At 67.4% G+C, this 16,570-nt stretch carries 19 protein-coding genes and 3 pseudogenes; 12 read left to right on the forward strand and 10 right to left on the reverse strand.

The window, feature by feature from the left end; all coding sequences use genetic code 11:
* The first annotated feature begins 6 nt into the window (after positions 1 to 6).
* Entirely contained in the window at positions 7 to 192 is a 186-nt protein-coding gene (locus ACVWWN_RS11425) for a hypothetical protein (protein ID WP_457149475.1), read from the forward strand.
* Positions 193 to 345: 153 nt separating this feature from the next.
* A complete protein-coding gene (locus ACVWWN_RS11430; RefSeq protein ID WP_457143996.1) occupies positions 346 to 909 on the forward strand; it encodes a dihydrofolate reductase family protein in 564 nt (187 codons plus the stop codon).
* Here ACVWWN_RS11430 and ACVWWN_RS11435 read toward each other — a convergent pair.
* From ACVWWN_RS11435 to ACVWWN_RS11445, 3 genes are all read right to left on the reverse strand, one after another.
* A complete protein-coding gene (locus tag ACVWWN_RS11435; RefSeq protein ID WP_457143997.1) occupies positions 906 to 1,598 on the reverse strand; it encodes a hypothetical protein in 693 nt (230 codons plus the stop codon). The two genes, ACVWWN_RS11430 and ACVWWN_RS11435, sit on opposite strands and share 4 nt — an antisense overlap.
* Positions 1,599 to 1,704: 106 nt before the next feature.
* Positions 1,705 to 2,400 (reverse strand): alpha/beta fold hydrolase, encoded by a 696-nt coding sequence (locus ACVWWN_RS11440; RefSeq protein WP_457143998.1) that lies wholly within the window; start codon positions 2,398 to 2,400, stop codon positions 1,705 to 1,707.
* Positions 2,397 to 3,866 (reverse strand): carboxyl transferase domain-containing protein, encoded by a 1,470-nt coding sequence (locus ACVWWN_RS11445; protein WP_457143999.1) that lies wholly within the window; start codon positions 3,864 to 3,866, stop codon positions 2,397 to 2,399. The genes ACVWWN_RS11440 and ACVWWN_RS11445 overlap by 4 nt, the downstream gene beginning before the upstream one ends.
* A gap of 26 nt (positions 3,867 to 3,892) precedes the next feature.
* On the opposite strand from ACVWWN_RS11445, the gene ACVWWN_RS11450 reads away from it, so the two are divergent.
* The 7 genes from ACVWWN_RS11450 to ACVWWN_RS11480 all read left to right on the forward strand — a co-directional run bounded on the left by ACVWWN_RS11450 (position 3,893) and on the right by ACVWWN_RS11480 (position 10,882).
* Positions 3,893 to 4,627 (forward strand): enoyl-CoA hydratase, encoded by a 735-nt coding sequence (locus tag ACVWWN_RS11450; RefSeq protein ID WP_457144000.1) that lies wholly within the window; start codon positions 3,893 to 3,895, stop codon positions 4,625 to 4,627.
* A 2-nt stretch (positions 4,628 to 4,629) separates the two neighbouring features.
* A complete protein-coding gene (locus tag ACVWWN_RS11455; protein ID WP_457144001.1) occupies positions 4,630 to 5,748 on the forward strand; it encodes an MBL fold metallo-hydrolase in 1,119 nt (372 codons plus the stop codon).
* Complete coding sequence (locus tag ACVWWN_RS11460) at positions 5,733 to 6,026, forward strand: hypothetical protein (protein WP_457144002.1); 294 nt, start codon at positions 5,733 to 5,735, stop codon at positions 6,024 to 6,026. Before ACVWWN_RS11455 ends, ACVWWN_RS11460 begins: the two co-directional genes overlap by 16 nt.
* 213 nt (positions 6,027 to 6,239) lie before the next feature.
* Entirely contained in the window at positions 6,240 to 7,817 is a 1,578-nt protein-coding gene (locus tag ACVWWN_RS11465; RefSeq protein ID WP_457144003.1) for a serine hydrolase, read from the forward strand.
* 28 nt (positions 7,818 to 7,845) lie between these two features.
* A complete protein-coding gene (locus ACVWWN_RS11470; RefSeq protein ID WP_457144004.1) occupies positions 7,846 to 10,236 on the forward strand; it encodes a cation-translocating P-type ATPase in 2,391 nt (796 codons plus the stop codon).
* Between the two features lie 23 nt (positions 10,237 to 10,259).
* Positions 10,260 to 10,439, forward strand: a complete 180-nt coding sequence (locus tag ACVWWN_RS11475; protein WP_457144005.1) for an antitoxin — start codon at positions 10,260 to 10,262, stop codon at positions 10,437 to 10,439.
* A 5-nt stretch (positions 10,440 to 10,444) separates the two neighbouring features.
* A complete protein-coding gene (locus ACVWWN_RS11480; protein ID WP_457144006.1) occupies positions 10,445 to 10,882 on the forward strand; it encodes a type II toxin-antitoxin system Rv0910 family toxin in 438 nt (145 codons plus the stop codon).
* Positions 10,883 to 10,885: 3 nt separating this feature from the next.
* Here ACVWWN_RS11480 and ACVWWN_RS11485 read toward each other — a convergent pair whose 3' ends face one another.
* The 4 genes and pseudogenes from ACVWWN_RS11485 to ACVWWN_RS11500 all read right to left on the reverse strand — a co-directional run.
* On the reverse strand, positions 10,886 to 11,014 hold the full coding sequence (locus tag ACVWWN_RS11485; protein WP_457144007.1) for a hypothetical protein: 129 nt from the start codon (positions 11,012 to 11,014) through the stop codon (positions 10,886 to 10,888).
* A gap of 90 nt (positions 11,015 to 11,104) precedes the next feature.
* Positions 11,105 to 11,770: an NAD(P)H-binding protein gene (locus ACVWWN_RS11490; RefSeq protein ID WP_457144008.1), complete on the reverse strand. Its 666-nt coding sequence runs from the start codon at positions 11,768 to 11,770 to the stop codon at positions 11,105 to 11,107.
* A gap of 10 nt (positions 11,771 to 11,780) precedes the next feature.
* Complete coding sequence (locus ACVWWN_RS11495) at positions 11,781 to 12,212, reverse strand: VOC family protein (protein WP_457144009.1); 432 nt, start codon at positions 12,210 to 12,212, stop codon at positions 11,781 to 11,783.
* A gap of 10 nt (positions 12,213 to 12,222) precedes the next feature.
* Positions 12,223 to 12,430, reverse strand: a pseudogene (locus tag ACVWWN_RS11500) (AMP-binding enzyme); the annotation flags it as partial.
* Here ACVWWN_RS11500 and ACVWWN_RS11505 point away from each other — a divergent pair.
* Positions 12,335 to 12,721 (forward strand): annotated as a pseudogene (locus ACVWWN_RS11505) (aldehyde dehydrogenase family protein); the annotation flags it as partial. The pseudogenes ACVWWN_RS11500 and ACVWWN_RS11505 overlap by 96 nt on opposite strands.
* A gap of 72 nt (positions 12,722 to 12,793) precedes the next feature.
* Complete coding sequence (locus ACVWWN_RS11510) at positions 12,794 to 13,690, forward strand: amidohydrolase family protein (RefSeq protein WP_457144010.1); 897 nt, start codon at positions 12,794 to 12,796, stop codon at positions 13,688 to 13,690.
* Positions 13,691 to 13,693: 3 nt separating this feature from the next.
* Here the strand turns inward: ACVWWN_RS11510 and ACVWWN_RS11515 are convergent, their stop codons facing one another.
* Together ACVWWN_RS11515 and ACVWWN_RS11520 are read right to left on the reverse strand one after the other, a co-directional pair.
* The gene (locus tag ACVWWN_RS11515; protein ID WP_457144011.1) at positions 13,694 to 14,101 is read right to left on the reverse strand and encodes a Rid family detoxifying hydrolase; all 408 of its coding nucleotides are present in this window, start codon (positions 14,099 to 14,101) and stop codon (positions 13,694 to 13,696) included.
* 582 nt (positions 14,102 to 14,683) lie between these two features.
* Positions 14,684 to 15,286, reverse strand: a pseudogene (locus ACVWWN_RS11520) (NAD-binding protein); the annotation flags it as partial.
* A 60-nt stretch (positions 15,287 to 15,346) separates the two neighbouring features.
* Between ACVWWN_RS11520 and ACVWWN_RS11525 the strand changes: the two are divergent.
* Entirely contained in the window at positions 15,347 to 16,075 is a 729-nt protein-coding gene (locus ACVWWN_RS11525; protein ID WP_457144012.1) for a 3-keto-5-aminohexanoate cleavage protein, read from the forward strand.
* Here the strand turns inward: ACVWWN_RS11525 and ACVWWN_RS11530 are convergent.
* Positions 16,065 to 16,511 carry a cupin domain-containing protein gene (locus ACVWWN_RS11530; RefSeq protein ID WP_457144013.1) on the reverse strand — a complete coding sequence of 149 codons (447 nt, stop codon included), beginning with the start codon at positions 16,509 to 16,511 and terminating at the stop codon, positions 16,065 to 16,067. The two genes, ACVWWN_RS11525 and ACVWWN_RS11530, sit on opposite strands and share 11 nt — an antisense overlap.
* Positions 16,512 to 16,570 lie beyond the last annotated feature (59 nt).

Genomic DNA, 16,570 nt, shown 5'->3' on the forward strand with positions numbered 1-16,570 from the left:
TTTTGGGTGGTGCTGGTCAGGCACGCCGTGATGCGGGTGTGGTCGCTGGTCGACGTCATCCCGAAGGCGCTGGCGTTCGAGAAGACCGACCCGGCGATCGGCGGCGGGCGCCGGAGCCTGCGCGACGAGTCCCGTCCGCGTCGCGATTGCGCTCGACGTCGTCGGTCCCTCGTCACTCGGCCGCCAGCATGAAAAGGGTTCGACGATCCGGCCGGGCCAACACCCGCCGATTCCACACATTCACACCGGGTCTAGTGGGAATTCCGAGGGGACGTCGCGAGCCGCGATGAGTCCTGCGGCGTCTGGCGGTCTTACTGTCGAACCCCACACGGAGGAGGACTTCTGGTGCGCAGCGTGACCTATTCGATGGCCATGTCACTTGACGGCTACATCGTCGGGCCAGACGGCGGCTTCGACTGGGGGGCGCCCGACGAGGAGGTTTTTCGCTTCTGCATCGACGAAATCCGAGGAGTCGGCGTTCACCTGCTGGGACGACGGCTCTACGAGACGATGCTGTACTGGGAGACCGCCGAACAGGATCAAACGCTCGACGACGCAGAGCTCGAGTGGGCTGCGCTCTGGAAGCCCCTCCCAAAGGTCGTGTTCTCCACCACGCTGTCGGCGGTGCAGGGCCATGCCCGCCTGGCTTCGGGCGGCCTGGCAGCGGAGATCGAGCGGTTGCGAGCCGAGCCGGCCGACGGTGACATCGCGATCGGCGGCGCGGCTCTGGCCGCCGAGGCAGCCGCGTTGGGTCTGATCGACGAGTACCGTGCCAGGGTCCTCCCGGTGCTGGTCGGCGGTGGCATTCCCTTCTTTCCCCAGCATCAGCGGCGAGTGGATCTCGAACTCGTCGACACCCGCACCTTCGGCTCACGAGTCGTCTACATGCGCTACCGGGTGGCGCGCTAGGCCTCGATCTCTCCGGCGATTCGGCGTTCGATCGCGGCTCGCATGGTCGCGGGCAACACGATCAGGCCGTCGAGTTCCTTCCGGGCGCGCCCATAGGCGCTCTGCCGCTCCTGCGGTGTCGCGCCGCCGTCCGACGCCAGCCGCAGCAGGTGCTGTGCCCGCTCCAGACGCTCCTGTCCTTCGGGAGAGAAGTCACTGCGTCGTCTGCGAATCGCCTCCGATTCGGCGATGTCGAAAGCGGCCACGTACTCGTGCACGGCGTCGCGGTATTCGAGTTGAGCGTTGCGGTCGCCGAGGATGTCGTCGACGGACTCGGGCCGCAGGAGATCGGCATGGTTTCTGGCCCTGTGGAACGCGATGGTCAGCGGGTCGCGCAGATCGGTCATGAGCGGAAAGTCGAGCAGCTTGGCGATGTCGATCTCGTAGTCCAGCCAGCGGGCGTCTGTGCGGTCGTGGCGCTCCTGCGCCTTCGTCATCTCGCGCCGGTACGCGTCGGTGTTCATGCGGGCCTTGCCCGATGCCTCGGCCAGTGCGACCTTCGTCTGCTGTTTGATCCGATACCGCTCGAGCCGACGTTGGGCTCGCCGCTCATTGGCCACGGCGACCGCCCGCACGGCGCCGCCGATCGCACCCATGAACGGGAAGATCAGCCACCAGAAGTGGCCCGCGAACTCATAAAGAGGCGCCACAACGCCAGCATGCCACCAGTCCGGGCTGCCGCGTCGCCACGAGATCTGCACCAGGGTCGTTGTTTCGCGCTGAGCACAACCCGCAGGCAGATCTCGCGCGGTCAGGTCACAGCCCGATCTGTCGTATCACCCGCGCGATGAGTTCGGCGACCGCGGCCGGGTCGCTGAGCATTCGCAGGTGGTCCCAGTCTCGGCGGACCACCCACCAGCCGAGCCGTTGGGCCTTGTCGGCCGCCGCGTCGAAGGGCGGCCCGAGGCGCAGAAACGCGCAGGCCACCGATTCCGCGAACCGGGTGGGCGGTGCCGGCTCGTCGAAGTACGCCAGCGGCAACGCCCGAATCTCTGAGACCAGGCGCTGCCGGCGTACCGGGTCGGGTATCAGCGCCTCCAGCGCGCCTGCCGGAAACCATTCGTGGTACGGCGGAAGCAGACCATGATCGGCCAGGCCGCGAAGGTGTGCGGCCAACGTCGGTGGAGCGGTGTCGAACCAGCTGCGTCCGGGTTGGGGCAGCATCGCGTCGACGAACACCGCGCCTCGTATCCGGGTGCCGACCGCCTCGGCGATCGCGGGCAGCAGTGCGCCCGCCGCGCTGTGTCCGATCACCACGACCGGGCCGGGGTCGTCGGCGACGGCCGCCGCTGCCGCGGCAGCCACCGCCGGGTAGTACGGCGGACCGGCCGAAAGCGCGCCCGCCAGATCGGGCAGGACGCAGCGAAAATCCTTCTCCCGCAACACCTGGGTCGTGCCCGTCCAGGTCGTCGGCCCCGCCACTGGGCTGTGCACGAACAGTAGCGTCGTCACAGCCCGATTCGACGGTAACGCTCGAGCCGCGTCGCCAGCCGTTGATCGTCGGGTACCGAACGCAGACCGTACAGTTCGTTTGCGATCGTCGCCGACAGCCGCTCGGTGAATTCCAATGGTTCGTCGGCGGCATCGGGATGTTCGGCCACGATCTCATCGACGATTCCGTCGTGCATCAGGTCAGCTGATCGAATGCCTTGTGCCGCAGCAAGTTCCGGCGCATGGTCGACGTCGCGGAAGACGATGGCGCTGGCGCCCTCCGGCGGCAGCGGGGCCAGCCAGCCGTGCAGCGCTGCCAGCACGCGGTCGGCGGGCACCATCGCGAGTGCGGGCCCACCGCTGCCCTGACCGAGCAGAACGGAGACCGTCGGGGTGTCCAAGGTGACCAGGTCGGCCAGGCAGCGCGCGATCTCACCGGCCAGGCCGCCCTGCTCCGCCTCGGCCGACAACGCCGGGCCCGCGGTATCGATGACCAGCACCAGCGGCAGCTTCAGCCCCGCCGCCAGTGCCATCCCGCGGCGGGCCTCCCGTAGCGCCGCGGGCCCGACCAATCCGCCGACCCGGCGCTGCTGGCCGAGCACCACGGCAGGTTGTCCACCGAACCGGGCCAGCGCGAGCAGGGTGGTCGCCGCTTCGCCCAGCCCTGTCCCCGACAGCAGCACCCGCTCGGTCGTCCCGTGCCGAAGCAGGTAGCCGACGCCCGGCCGGTCCGGGCGTCGCGACGCCTCCACGGATTCCCACGCCGGCACCTCGGGCAACGGCTCGGTCGGGGGTGCGGCAGGCGGCGCTCCCGGCGGGTCGGCCACGACCTTCAGCGTGCGGTCGATCGTGGTGCGCAGCCGGTCCAGCGGCACCACGCTGTCGATGACGCCGTGCCGCTGCAGGTTCTCGGCCGTCTGGACACCGGCCGGAAACGGCTCGCCGTAGAGGTGTTCGTAGACCCGCGGGCCGAGGAATCCGACGAGTGCGCCGGGCTCGGCGGCGGTGACATGGCCCAGCGACCCCCAGGAGGCGAACACCCCACCGGTGGTCGGGTGGCGCAGGTAGACCAGATAAGCCAGATGGGCTCGTTTGTGAAGTTCGACGGCGGCGGCGATCTTGACCATCTGCAGGAACGCGACGGTGCCCTCCTGCATCCGGGTACCGCCGGAGCTCGGCGAGGCCAGCAGCGGCAGCCGTTCGGCCGTCGCCCGCGCCACGGCGGCGGTGATCCGCTCCGCAGCAGCCACGCCGATCGATCCGGCCAGGAAGTCGAACTCGCACACCACCAGGGCGACGCGGCGGCCGAACACCTTCCCTTCGCCGGTCAGCACGGATTCGTCCAGGCCCGTCTTGGCCGACGCCTCGGCCAGCTCACGCTGGTACGCATCGCCGGCGGCAACCGCGAGCGCCGGGGTGTCCCAGCTAAGGAACGACCCTTCATCCAGCACGGAGTCGCGCAGCTGCAGGGCTCCGATACGGCTCACAGGTTGACCCTAATAGGCTGATCGCCATGATTGCTGTGACCCGCGACGGCCACGTGATGACCCTGGAGATGCAGCGCGTCGAGCGGCGCAACGCGCTGAACGGCACGCTCGTCGACGGGCTGCGCGAGGCGGTTGAGAAGGCCGTGACCGAAGATGTCCGCGCCATCGTGCTGACCGGCCAGGGCCCGGTGTTCAGCGCGGGAGCGGACCTGTCCGACGCCTCGGGGGTGGCCGACGAGTTGCCCGACAAGGCCAAGGCGCTGAACATCGCCATCGACAAAGCGCCCATTCCGGTCATCGGTGCGATCAACGGACCCGCAATCGGAGCCGGTGTCATTCTTTCGATGATCTGCGATCTGCGCATCGTCTCGCCGGATGCCTACTTCCAGTTTCCTGTCGCGAAATACGGTTTGGCGTTGGATAACTGGAGTATCCGCCGGTTGACTTCACTGGTCGGGGCCGGCCGGGCGAGAGGCATGCTGCTCGCCGCGGAACGGCTCACGGCCGACGTCGCGCTGCAGACCGGACTGGCCAACCGCATCGGAACGCTGGCAGACGCGCAGGCGTGGGCTGCAGAGCTCGCGGGTTATGCGCCGCTCGCCTTGCAGCACGCGAAGCGGGTGCTAAACGACGACGGCGCCTACGAGGACCCGTGGCCGGAGCACAAGGAACTGTTCGACAAGGCGTGGGCAAGCCAGGACGTCATCGAGGCGCAGGTAGCCCGTATCGAGAAGCGGCCGCCGAAGTTCAAGGGCGCCTGACGGTGATGCGAGCGGCGCTGCGTTTCGGCGTCGGCACGGCGTCAGTGCTGGCCGGCGGGTGGGTGTTGCGCGCGCTGCACGGCGCCCCGGCCGCGCTGGGTGCCACGCCCGCTGAGATAGCGGCGGTCGCGCGCCGATCGCCGAACTTCGCCGACGGGGTCTTCGTCAACACCGATCCGGCGTCACCGGTCAGTCTGGACCGCCATCAGCAGCGGCTGCTCCTCTCCGAACTCGTCGGCGGCCGCGAGGCGACCAAACCGGGCCGACCGATCCCGGTGGTGGCGCCCGCGTCTGTCGAGCCCTCCTCCGCGCCGATCGCGGTGCGCTGGTTCGGACACTCCTCGGTGTTGATCGAGGTCGACGGCTACCGGGTGCTGGCCGATCCGGTGTGGAGCAGGCGCTGCTCGCCGTCGCAGACGGTGGGCCCCGAGCGGATGCATGAGGTGCCCGCGCCGCTGGAGTCGCTGACCGCGGTGGACGCCGTGCTGATCAGCCACGACCACTACGACCACCTCGACATCGACACGATCCTGATCCTGGCCCGCACCCAGCGCGCCCCCTTCCTGGTGCCGCTCGGCGTCGGTGCCCATCTGCGCAAGTGGGGGATACCGGACAGCCGCATCGTCGAACTCGACTGGCATGAGAGCCATCGGATCGACTCGCTGACGCTGGTGTGCACCCCGGCCCGGCACTTCTCCGGGCGGCTGTTGACCCGCAATTCGACGTTGTGGGCATCGTGGGTCATCGCCGGGCCGCGCCATCGCGCATTCTTCGGCGGCGACACCGGATATACCAAGAGCTTCGCCGAAATCGGAGCCACCCATGGGCCTTTCGACCTGACACTGCTTCCGGTCGGCGCTTATCATCCGGCCTGGCCGGACATCCACATGAACCCCGAGGAGGCCGTTCGTGCCCACCTCGACATCGCCGATGTGACATCGGGGCTGCTGGTTCCGATTCACTGGGCGACGTTCCGGCTGGCGCCCCATCCGTGGTCGGAACCCGTCGAGAGACTGATCGCCGCCGCCGAACCCGCGGGAGTTCCCGTCGCGGTGCCCCGGCCCGGCGAGCGTGTCGATCCCGGCGCGGCCCGGACGTTCGACCCGTGGTGGCGGCTCTGATCACTGTCCGAGATTCCGGGTACGTCGGCGCGAGTGGTGTGCCCGCCGGGACCCAGGCGCGACAGGAATATGCTGCCGCAGGCCCCCGCGGACTCGAGGAACGTGCCGAACCCCGGGTCATCTTCCTGTCCGGAGTTCACCGCGGTGAGCGACGTAGGTGCGCCGCCGGCGACGTCGACGTGGTGTGGCTACCCGACTGGCCGTGCGGGGTCGTCGAGTCGGTCGACGACGAGCACCCGGCGAGCATCGCCGCGGTGAGCGCGATGATGCCCAGCTGACTGTGCCACTTGTTGGTCATATCGGTTTCCTTCGTGATGAACCGGTCGGTCAGTCACAGGTTGCTGGGGCCGCCTTGGTGGATTCGTGGGTCCTGCCCGCTACTTCGTCGGCACTGTGCCTGCGATCCCTCGGGCGACGCTCGCGGCGGCATCGGCCGGTTCGACGCGTTTCGCGTACCACGACCGTGCGGTAGCTGGGCTACCGTTCACGTCATGAACCCGCTGGCCAGGTCCTTCCTCGTCGTCGTGGTCCTGATGCTGGTGGCGGGGTGCAGCACCAAACCGGCCGAACCGGCGCCACCACCGACGGCCCAGTCGCAAGCCGACGTACCCCCGCCGTTGGTACCGGCGATGGCCCTGCCCGAGAACGCCGTCGACAACGCGGTGGCCAAACTGGACCGCATCGCCGATGAACTGATGAAAAAGTCCGGTATCCCGGGGATGGCCGTGGCGGTGGTGCACGGTGGAAAGACGACATACGCCAAGGGTTTCGGCGTTCGAGACGTGAGGACCGGCGACAAGGTCGATCCCGACACCGTATTTCAGCTCGCCTCCTTGTCCAAGCCGCTGAGCGCAACGGTGGTGGCCCACCAGGTCGGGGTCAACGCGATCGGCTGGGACACGCCGATCGTGTCCAAGCTGCCCTGGTTCGCGCTGTCCGATCCGGTCGTCACCCAGATGGTCACTGTCGGCGACATGTTCTCGCACCGCTCTGGGCTCCCCGACCACGCCGGCGACATGCTCGAGGACCTCGGCTTCGACCGTCGCTATGTGCTCGAGCATCTCCGTGCCCTGCCGCTCGACCCGTTCCGAATCTCTTATGCCTACACCAACTTCGGCCTCACCGCCGGAGCGGAGGCGGTCGCGACGAGCGCCGGTAAACCGTGGGAGGACCTCGCCGCCGAGGTGTTGCTGCGGCCGCTTGGTATGGCGTCGACGAGTTTCCGGTTCGCCGACTACGAGGCCAGGTCGAACCGGGCAGTCGGGCACATTCACATCGGCGCCAGGTACGAGCCGTTGTACGTCCGCGACGCCGACCCGGAGGCGCCTGCCGGCGGGGCCAGTTCGTCGGTCAATGACGTGACGCGGTGGCTGGCGATGGTGTTGGCCGACGGCAGTCACGACGGAAAGCAGGTCGTCGATTCGAACGCGCTGCTGCCCGCGGTGACCCCGCAGATCGTGTCGAGTCCCGCGGCGGAACCCGCGATGCGGTCGGGCTTCTACGGTTACGGATTCAACGTCGGCTCGACGTCGGCGGCACGGATGCAGCTCAGCCATTCCGGCGCATTCGAACTCGGCTCCGGAACGAACCTCCTCATCTTGCCGTCCGCCGACGTGGCCATCGTGGCGCTGACCAACGCCACTCCGGCAGGCATCCCCGAGACACTGACCGCCGAATTCGCCGACCTGGTTCAATTCGGCGAGGTGCGGGAAGACTGGTACAACCTCTACACCGACGCGTTCAAGGAGATGGACGATCCGTCGGGCTCGCTGGTCGGACAGCAACCGCCGGCCAACCCCGCGCCATCCGCGCCGCTCGCGTCATTCGTCGGCACATACCACAACGACTACTGGGGGCCGGCCCGGATCACCGAGAAGGACGGCAAGCTGACGCTGACGCTGGGTGCCAAACTGCAAGTGTTGCTGGATCATTGGGATGGTAATACATTCACCTATTCCTGGGTCGCCGAAAACTCGCCGCCAGGGTCGATATCCAAGGCCACCTTCGACGGCAACACGCTGAACCTCGAGTACTACGACGAACACGGAAAAGGAACTTTCTTGCGATGAGCGCTTGCGCGAAGAGAAGATGGCACCGATGACGATCAGCGTGGCTGCCGGGCTCACCGAGGCCGAAGTCGCCCAGCGGGTCACCGAAGGCAAGACCAACGACGTGCCGTCCCGCGCGGCGCGCAGCGTTTCGGAGATTGTCCGGGGCAACGTGTTCACCCGGATCAACGCCATTCTCGGTGTGCTCTTGATCATCGTGCTGTCCACCGGCTCGGTGATCAATGGCGCCTTCGGCTTGCTCATCATCGCCAACAGTGCCATCGGCATCATCCAGGAGCTGCGCGCCAAGCAGACCTTGGACAAACTGGCAATCGTCGGCCAAGCGAAACCGTTGGTGCGCAGGCAGTCTGGCACCGCCCCACTGATGCCCGGCGAAGTGGTGCTCGATGACATCATCGAGCTCGGTCCCGGCGACCAGATCGTCGTCGACGGCGACATCGTCGACGAGACCAACCTCGAGGTCGACGAATCGTTGCTGACCGGTGAGGCCGACCCGATCGGCAAGGATGCCGGCGACGAGGTGATGTCGGGCAGTTTCGTCGTCGCTGGCAGCGGTGCCTACCGCGCCACCAAGGTCGGGCGTGAGGCGTACGCCGCCAAGCTCGCCGAGGAGGCCAGCAAGTTCACGCTGGTGAAATCGGAATTGCGTAGCGGCATCAACAGGATCCTGCAATTCATCACCTATCTGCTGGTTCCCGCAGGTCTGCTGATCATCTACACCCAGCTGTTCACCACCGAGGCAGGCTGGCGCGAGTCGGTATTGCGAATGGTGGGCGCGCTGGTGCCGATGGTGCCGGAGGGTCTGGTGCTGATGACATCCATCGCGTTCGCGGTCGGCGTCATCCGGCTGGGGCGGCGGCAATGCCTCGTCAACGAATTGCCCGCCATCGAAGGCCTCGCGCGGGTGGACATGGTGTGCGCCGACAAGACCGGAACGCTCACCGAAAACGGCATGCGCGTATCGGATCTCAAGCAACTCGACAAGCAGGCCGTCGCCGACATCCTGGCCCAGCTCGCCTCCGACGACGCCCGGCCGAACGCCAGCATGCTGGCCATCGCCGAGGCCTACCAGATGCCGCCCGGCTGGACCGCCGGCGCGACCGCGCCGTTCAAGTCGGCCACCAAGTGGAGTGGCGCCTCCTACGGTGAGCACGGCAACTGGGTGATCGGAGCGCCCGACGTCCTGCTCGATCCACATTTCCCGGTTGCCGAGCAGGCCGAGCAGATCGGTGCGCTGGGACTGCGGGTACTGCTCCTCGGCTCCAGCGACCTGCCCGTCGACCACCCCGACGCTCCGGGCAGTGTCACGCCCGCCGCGCTGGTGGTGCTGGAGCAGCGCATCCGTCCGGATGCCCGCGAAACCCTGGATTACTTTGCTTCCCAGAAGGTTTCGGTCAAGGTGATCTCGGGCGACAATGCGGTCTCGGTGGGCGCCGTGGCGGCTACGCTGGGTCTCGAGGGTGAGACGATGGACGCCCGCAAGCTGCCCGACACTCCCGAGCAGCTCGCCGACACGCTGGAGGAGTACACCACCTTCGGCCGCGTGCGTCCGGATCAGAAGCGCGCAATGGTGCACGCCCTGCAATCGCGCGGGCACACCGTGGCGATGACCGGGGACGGCGTCAACGACGTGCTGGCGCTCAAGGACGCCGACATCGGGGTGGCGATGGGCTCGGGCAGCTCGGCGTCGCGCGCCGTGGCGCAGATTGTCCTGTTGGACAACAAGTTCGCGACGCTTCCCTCCGTCGTGGGCGAGGGCCGTCGCGTGATCGGCAACATCGAGCGGGTGTCCAACCTGTTTCTGACCAAGACGGTGTACTCGGTGCTGCTCGCGGTTTTGGTGGGGTTGGCCGGCCTGGCGTCCGAACTGTTCGGTTCCGATCCGCTGCTGTTCCCGTTTCAGCCGATCCACGTGACGATCGCGGCGTGGTTCACCATCGGCATCCCGGCGTTCGTCCTCTCCCTGGCGCCGAACAACGAGAGGGCGCATCCAGGTTTCGTCCGCCGGGTGATGACATCGGCGCTGCCGTCCGGACTGGCGGTCGGCGTCGCGACCTTCACCTCTTACCTGGTGGCCTACGAGGGCCGCAACGCCACCGAGGTTCAACAGACCCAGGCTTCGACCGCGGCGCTGATCACGCTGCTGGTCGCCGCGGTATGGGTGCTCGCCGTGGTGGCGCGGCCCTACGAGTGGTGGCGGGTGGCACTGGTGGCGGGGTCCGGCCTGGCCTACGTGGTGATCTTCTCCATACCGCTGGCCCAGAAGGCGTTCATGCTGGACACGTCGAACCTCGCGATCACATCGATGGCGCTGGTCATCGGCCTGGCCGGGGCGGCCGCCGTCGAGGTGATCTGGTGGGTCCAGGGGGCGATCCTCAACGATCGCCGACGGCTGTGGAGACAAGCCCAGGAACCATGACGCTCCAGCGGTAGGGTGAGCCCATGGGATTCCTGGACAAAGCGAAAGATCTCTTGTCGAAGAACGCCGACAAGGTGGAAGCCGCGATCGACAAGGTCGGTGACGTGGTCGACGACAAGACGCAGGGCAAATACGCCTCGACCGTCGACAAGGTCCAGGACGCCGCCAAGAAGGCCGTCGACAAGAGCGACCCGCAGACGTAGCACAGATGGCGAAACTTTCCGTCTCCGTTGACGTGCCATTACCGCCGGAGAAGGCGTGGGAGTGCGCTTCCGACCTGTCGCGTTATAAGGATTGGCTGTCGATTCACCGGGTGTGGCGTAGCCCGTTGCCCGAGACCCTGGAGAAAGGCACGGTCATCGAGTCGATCGTCGAGGTCAAGGGCATGCCCAACCGGGTGAAGTGGACCATCGTGAACTACAAGCCGCCCGAGTCGATGACGCTCAACGGCGACGGTGTCGGCGGCGTCAAGACCAAGCTGATCGCCAAGATCAGACCGGCGGCTGAGGGCTCGTCGGTCACGTTGGACGTGCACCTCGGCGGTCCGGCGCTGTTCGGTCCGATCGGCATGGTGGTGGCGGCCGCGTTGAAAGGCGATATCGCGCAGTCACTGCAGAAGTTCAAGGCGGTTTTCGCCCCGGCGTGATCGTCACCGGCGAAGACGCCTGTGAAACAGCTTGGCGACCTCCAGCGTCCAGCGGCGGACGGATTTGACTTCCAGCGAGACCAACAGCGTGTCCACCATCGCGAACTGCAGCGTGGTGAGGACCGCGGCCACGGCCGAACTCGATGTGCCATGAGCCGTAGTGAATCTCGACGCCGGCTGGCACATTGCCGATGCTCGGCGGCTGGCCAGAAGATGAATCGATCAGTGCCTGGCTAGCTTCGCCACCGCGTCGGCGATGGCCGTATCGCCCGAGACGAGCTCGAACGTCACGCCTGCAGTCTCAGGAGTGTCCAGCACCGCGACCAGGACAGCCGCGACGTCCGCGCGAGGAATGCGTTCATGCCCGGTCGATTCCGCGATCGTCACCGTGCCGGTGCCCCGATCGTCGGTGAGCATCCCCGGCCGCACGACCGTCCAGTCGAGCGTGGTGCGGGCACGGATGGCGTCGTCGGCCGCCCCTTTGGCGCGCAGATAGGCAACGAAGACGGGATCGCCTGCCTCGTCGGGTGCCTCGGCGTCCGCGCCCATCGACGAGATCATCACGTAGCGCCGGACGCCCGCCGCCTGCGCCGCGTCGGCCAGGAGTATCGCGGCGTCGCGGTCGACCGTCTCCTTGCGTGCCGCCCCGCTCCCGGGGCCCGCCCCGGCAGCGAAGATCACTGCGTCCGCACCGGTCAGCTGCGAGGCGACCTCCTCCACCGACGCCTGTTCCAGGTCGAGCACCACCGCTTCGGCACCCGCCTGCTCCACGTCACCGGTATGAGCCGGATTGCGGATGAAACCGGCAACGGAGTCGCCGCGCCGCGACAGCAGGCCCTCGGTGATCAGTGCGATCTTGCCGTGCCCGCCGGCGATGACAACACGCATGTGCTACCTCCTAAACCGCGAAGACCTGTGAGTCGTCCGCAAATGCCTTGAACTCCAGAGCATTCCCCGCAGGATCGAGCAGAAACATCGTCCACTGCTCGCCGGTCTCACCCGCGAACCGAACGTAAGGTTCGATGACGAACGCGATATCGGCCGCGCGCAGCCGATCGGCGAGTTTGTGGAACTCCGGGATGGTCAGGATCAGCCCGAAATGGGGCACCGGCACGTCATGGCCGTCCACGGGATTGTGGATGCCGTCGAGCCGTCCAGGTGCGAGGTGGGTCACCATCTGGTGCCCGTGCAGATTCCAGTCGATCCAGGTGTCGGCGCTGCGACCCTGCTGCAGCCCGAGCACGTCGCCGTAGAACCGGCGGGCGGCCGCGAGATCGTCGACCGGCATCGCGAGATGAAAGCGGGGGATCGGGGAGTCGAGAACGGTCATGTGGCCGATGTTAGGCCAGGCGTACCCGCAACTCCCTACTTGAGCACCTTGCCGTAGCTGTTCTTCGGCAGCTCGTCGATGAACTCGTACCGCTTCGGGCGTTTGAACCGGGCGATCCGCTCGAGAACGTGCGCGTCCAGTTCGGCGGCCGACACCGAACCGACGACGAACTTGACTACCACCTCGCCCCACTCCTGATCCGGTGCCCCGACCACCCCGAGCGTGAGGAGATCTTCGGGCCGGTGCTGTGCATCCTCGGCTATGACGATCTCGACGAGGCCGTCGAGATCGCCAACGACACCGATTACGGTTTGGCCGGCTACGTTTCGGCGGCCGACCTCGACCAGGCCAGGGCGGTGGCCCGCCGGATTCGGGCCGGCTCGGTGGCGATCAACCACGGCTTCGACATGAACGCGCCGTTCGGCGGCTACAAGCGCAGCGGCAATGGGCGTGAGTGGGGTCAGTTCGCGTTCGACGAGTACCTGGAGACCGAGGCGTCGCCCGGCTAGGCCGCAATCGCCGAGAGTGCGGAATATGACGAAATTCGGCTGGAATTCGTCATATTCCGTACCCTCGGCGTGGTGCCATCTGAGAAGTACGAGTACGGAATCGATTTCGACCGCATCTCGGCCATCGACATCCACACCCACGTCGAGGTGGACGGTCACGGCCGCAAGGCCTACGACGATGTCCTGGTCGAGGCGACCGAGCAGTACTTCAAGATGGGGCCCGGCGCGCTGTCGAGCGTTGATGCGCTGGCCGACGAGTACCGGCGGCACAACACCGCCGCGGTCGTGTTCACGATCGACGCCCGCACGGGGATGCGACACGAGTCGAACTCTGTCGACGACCTCGTGGCGGGCGCGATTCGCAACAACGACGTGTTGATCCCGTTCGGCAGCGTCGATCCGTGGCACGAGCGGCGTGCCGTACACCGCGTCCACGAACTCGTCCGCGAATTCGGCGTCAGGGGCTTCAAGTTCCACCCCAGCATGCAGGCTTTCGAGCCGAACGACCGCCGCTTCTACCCGATCTACGAAGCGATCACCGAGGCGAAGGTGCCCGCGCTGTTCCACACCGGACAGACCGGCATCGGCGCGGGACTGCCGGGCGGCCACGGCATCAAGCTGCGCTACTCCGACCCGATGCTGCTCGATGACGTAGCCGCCGACTTCCCCGATCTCACGATCGTGATGGCGCATCCGGCGGTGCCGTGGGTGGACTCGCAGATTTCGATCGCGACCCACAAGTCGAACGTCTACCTCGACCTGTCCGGCTGGTCACCGAGGTACTTCCCGCCGCAGCTGGTTCACGCCATCGGCCGCCAACTGCGCACCAAGGCGCTGTTCGGTACTGACTTCCCGTACATCAAGATCGACCGCTGGCGCCGTGAGTTCGACCGTCTCGACGTCGATCCGGAGACCGTGCCGCTGATCATGAAGAACAACGCGCTGCGGGTCCTCGGCCTGACGCGGTGAGTTTCAGTCGCCGGTGACGGCCAGTGCATCGATCTCGACGAGGAAGCCGTCGCCGGGCAGGCCGGTGATCACCGTGGTGCGCGCAGGTAGCACACCGCTGGGTGAATGCGTGCGCACGAAATCAGCGAACGCGTCGTTCATCGGGGCGAAGTACTTGCGGTCGGTGAGGTAGACCCGCAACATCACGACGTCGTCGAAATGCGCTCCGCTCGCCTCGACGACGGCGTTGATGTTGGTCAGCACCTGCGTCGTCTGGCCGCCGACATCATCGGCGTGCACCAACTCGTCGGTTTCGGGGTCGATGGCGACCTGACCGGAGATCTGCACCATCGAGCCCTTGCAAACACCCTGGGAGTACGCAGCAGCCGGAGGCGGTGCCTTGTCGGTGTGCACCTGCGCCTTGGAACTCATATCGGTATTCCTTCCTGGCCTCGGGCCTGACAACCCCGACGGTAACGATGGCTACCATCGGCGGGTGGCCCAACCCTCGGATCGCGTCCTTCTGGCCAGCTGGCCGACGCCTGTCGAACCGGCGCCGCGTCTGGCCGAGGCCCTCGGGTTTGGGTCCCGACGATCTGTGGCTCAAACGCGACGACCTCACCGGCCTCGCCGGCGGTGCCGACACGCTGGTCACCACCGGGGCCCGCAAAGCAACCACGCGTGTCTGACCGCCGCGGCCGGCGCCCGCCTCGGACTGCGCGTGGTCTGGTGTTCCCGGGCGATCCGGGCGGCGGACACTCGGGAAACCTTGCGCTCGGAGGCTTCTGGGCGCCCGCATCGCATGGGCGGGAGACGTCGGGACGGCCGAGGCGGCACAAGTCGTCGTCGCCGAGATTCGTGCGCGGGGTGGGCAAGGGCATCGCGCTGATGTTCGCCGGCGTCACCACCACGGCGATCCTCGTGGCCTTCGTCACCGACGTGGCTGCTCTCCCGCGGGCTGGCGCAGTCGGCGGGCCGCCGGAAGGTACGGCACGTGCGGCACCACATCATCGTGGTCGGACTCGGCTTGGGCAGCGTGATGCCCTGTTCCGCGAGTTCGTCAGCGGTGCCGATCATCGCGGTCCAATCACCTTCGCGCACTTGATAATCGCGGCCGGGACAGGCCACCACCTCACCGGCTTTGTCCGAGTTCTCGTCATGGATGACCGCGACCGGAGCCAGGTCGCCGAAGAGGTCCCGCAGCGTCGCGTCACGCGGTGCGTCCGTGCCCGACACGACGAAATCGACGCCGGCCGCAGAAATGGTGTGCGTGGTGCGGGCCAGGCAGGCCTCCACCACCGAAACCGTGGCCAGGTCCGCGCCGTCGAGGATCGCGCCGGGTCCGTTGTCCTGTGCCATGGCGTCGCGCAACACGCTGTTGGCCAGCCGCGCCACCACCGGCACCTGCGGATTGGCTTGCCGTGCCCGCAGGGCGATTTCGAGGTTCTGCGCATCGCCGTCATCCGCGCAGATCACCCCATCCGCATCGGCGATCCCCGCCGCGGCCAGGCCGTCAGGGGACCGCAGCTCCGTCACCTTCGCGCCGGCGCTTGCGAGCCGCTCGACGATCCGCATCGCGAGGGCATCGCCGCCGCTGACGATGATGTGGACCTGCATCCTCAGCACGGTACTGCGGCAGCCGCCGCGGTGACGGGTGAAGATGGAGCTATGTCCTCTATGCCCACCGGGCCGATGATCTACATCACGGCCTGCATCAACGGCGCCCGCACTCCTGATCAGCATCCGGGCCTTCCGGTCCACCCCGAGGCACTGGCAGCGGCGGCCGTGGCGGCGCACCAAGCGGGCGCGAAGGCCGTACACATGCACCCCAAGACCCCCGACGGCGTCGACTCCCTGCTGCCCGCCGCCGTCGACGCCGCGGTGTCGGCGGTCCGGCATGCGGCGCCGGGACTCCCGCTCGGCGTGACGACGGGCTTCTGGGCGTTGCCCGACGTCGACGCCCGGCTGCGCGCCGTCGACGGGTGGACCGCGCTGCCCGATTTCGCATCGGTGAACTGGCACGAACCGGGGTCGGAGAACCTCGCCCGGCTGTTGTTGGGCAAGGGGATGGGCGTCGAAGTGGGCATCTTCCACACCGAGGCCGCCGAGTCGTGGGCCGCGTCCGAGGTCGCCGAGCACTGCCTGCGGGTGATGATCGAGCTGGCGCCGGACGGCGACATCGCGACCGCCGATGACCTGCTGAGCCAGGTGATGGCGGCGGGCTCACCCGCGCCGGTGCTGCTGCACGGCCTCGATGAGAGCTGCTGGCCGCTGCTGGAACATGCGGGGCGGCGGGGCGTGCAGACCCGCATCGGCATGGAGGACACGCTGCAGCTTCCGGATGGCTCGACCGCGCCGGACAACGCGGCGCTGGTGTCCGCAGCGGTGCAGATTCTCAGCCGTTAGGCGGGCACAGCGCGAAGTCGGCGTAGTCGAAGCCGGGAATCACCACACAGCTGACGAGGCAGGGTTCGTCGTCGCGGGGACGGGCCCGCTGCCAGTGCCCGGGCGGCACGACGAGCTGCGGTTGCTCACCCGCGACGATGTCTGGGCCGAGAACTTGGGTTGTGGCGCCGGCCTGTTCGGGCCCGACCTCCAGGAGCAGGGGACCTCCCCGGTGGTAGAGCCATAACTCAGCGCTGCGCACCGTATGCCACGCCGACTGCTGACCGGCCATGAGAAGGAACAAGATTGCCGTTCCCGCATTGCGGGGACCGGCATAGTCGGGCGGCAGAGCAGACTGCGGCATCGTCAAATCGCTGCGCCAGGTCTCGCGGAACCAGCCTCCCTCGGGATGGGGGGACAGGTCGAGTCGGCGCGCCCAATGCGGAAGGTCGCTCATCGCAGTACCGCTCTCGTCAAAATGTCGAAACTCCACACTAGAGACGTAGCCGGAAGTCC

It is taken from the genome of Mycobacterium sp. URHB0021 (assembly GCF_054057895.1).

Coding starts and splice junctions, on each gene's coding strand:
- ACVWWN_RS11450 (WP_457144000.1), top strand. CDS start 3,893: ATGATTGCTGTGACCCGCGACGGCCACGTGATGACCCTGGAGATGCAG.
- ACVWWN_RS11465 (WP_457144003.1), top strand. CDS start 6,240: ATGAACCCGCTGGCCAGGTCCTTCCTCGTCGTCGTGGTCCTGATGCTG.
- ACVWWN_RS11470 (WP_457144004.1), top strand. CDS start 7,846: ATGACGATCAGCGTGGCTGCCGGGCTCACCGAGGCCGAAGTCGCCCAG.
- ACVWWN_RS11475 (WP_457144005.1), top strand. CDS start 10,260: ATGGGATTCCTGGACAAAGCGAAAGATCTCTTGTCGAAGAACGCCGAC.
- ACVWWN_RS11480 (WP_457144006.1), top strand. CDS start 10,445: ATGGCGAAACTTTCCGTCTCCGTTGACGTGCCATTACCGCCGGAGAAG.
- ACVWWN_RS11490 (WP_457144008.1), bottom strand. CDS start 11,770: ATGCGTGTTGTCATCGCCGGCGGGCACGGCAAGATCGCACTGATCACC.
- ACVWWN_RS11495 (WP_457144009.1), bottom strand. CDS start 12,212: ATGACCGTTCTCGACTCCCCGATCCCCCGCTTTCATCTCGCGATGCCG.
- ACVWWN_RS11515 (WP_457144011.1), bottom strand. CDS start 14,101: ATGAGTTCCAAGGCGCAGGTGCACACCGACAAGGCACCGCCTCCGGCT.
- ACVWWN_RS11525 (WP_457144012.1), top strand. CDS start 15,347: ATGCCCACCGGGCCGATGATCTACATCACGGCCTGCATCAACGGCGCC.
- ACVWWN_RS11530 (WP_457144013.1), bottom strand. CDS start 16,511: ATGAGCGACCTTCCGCATTGGGCGCGCCGACTCGACCTGTCCCCCCAT.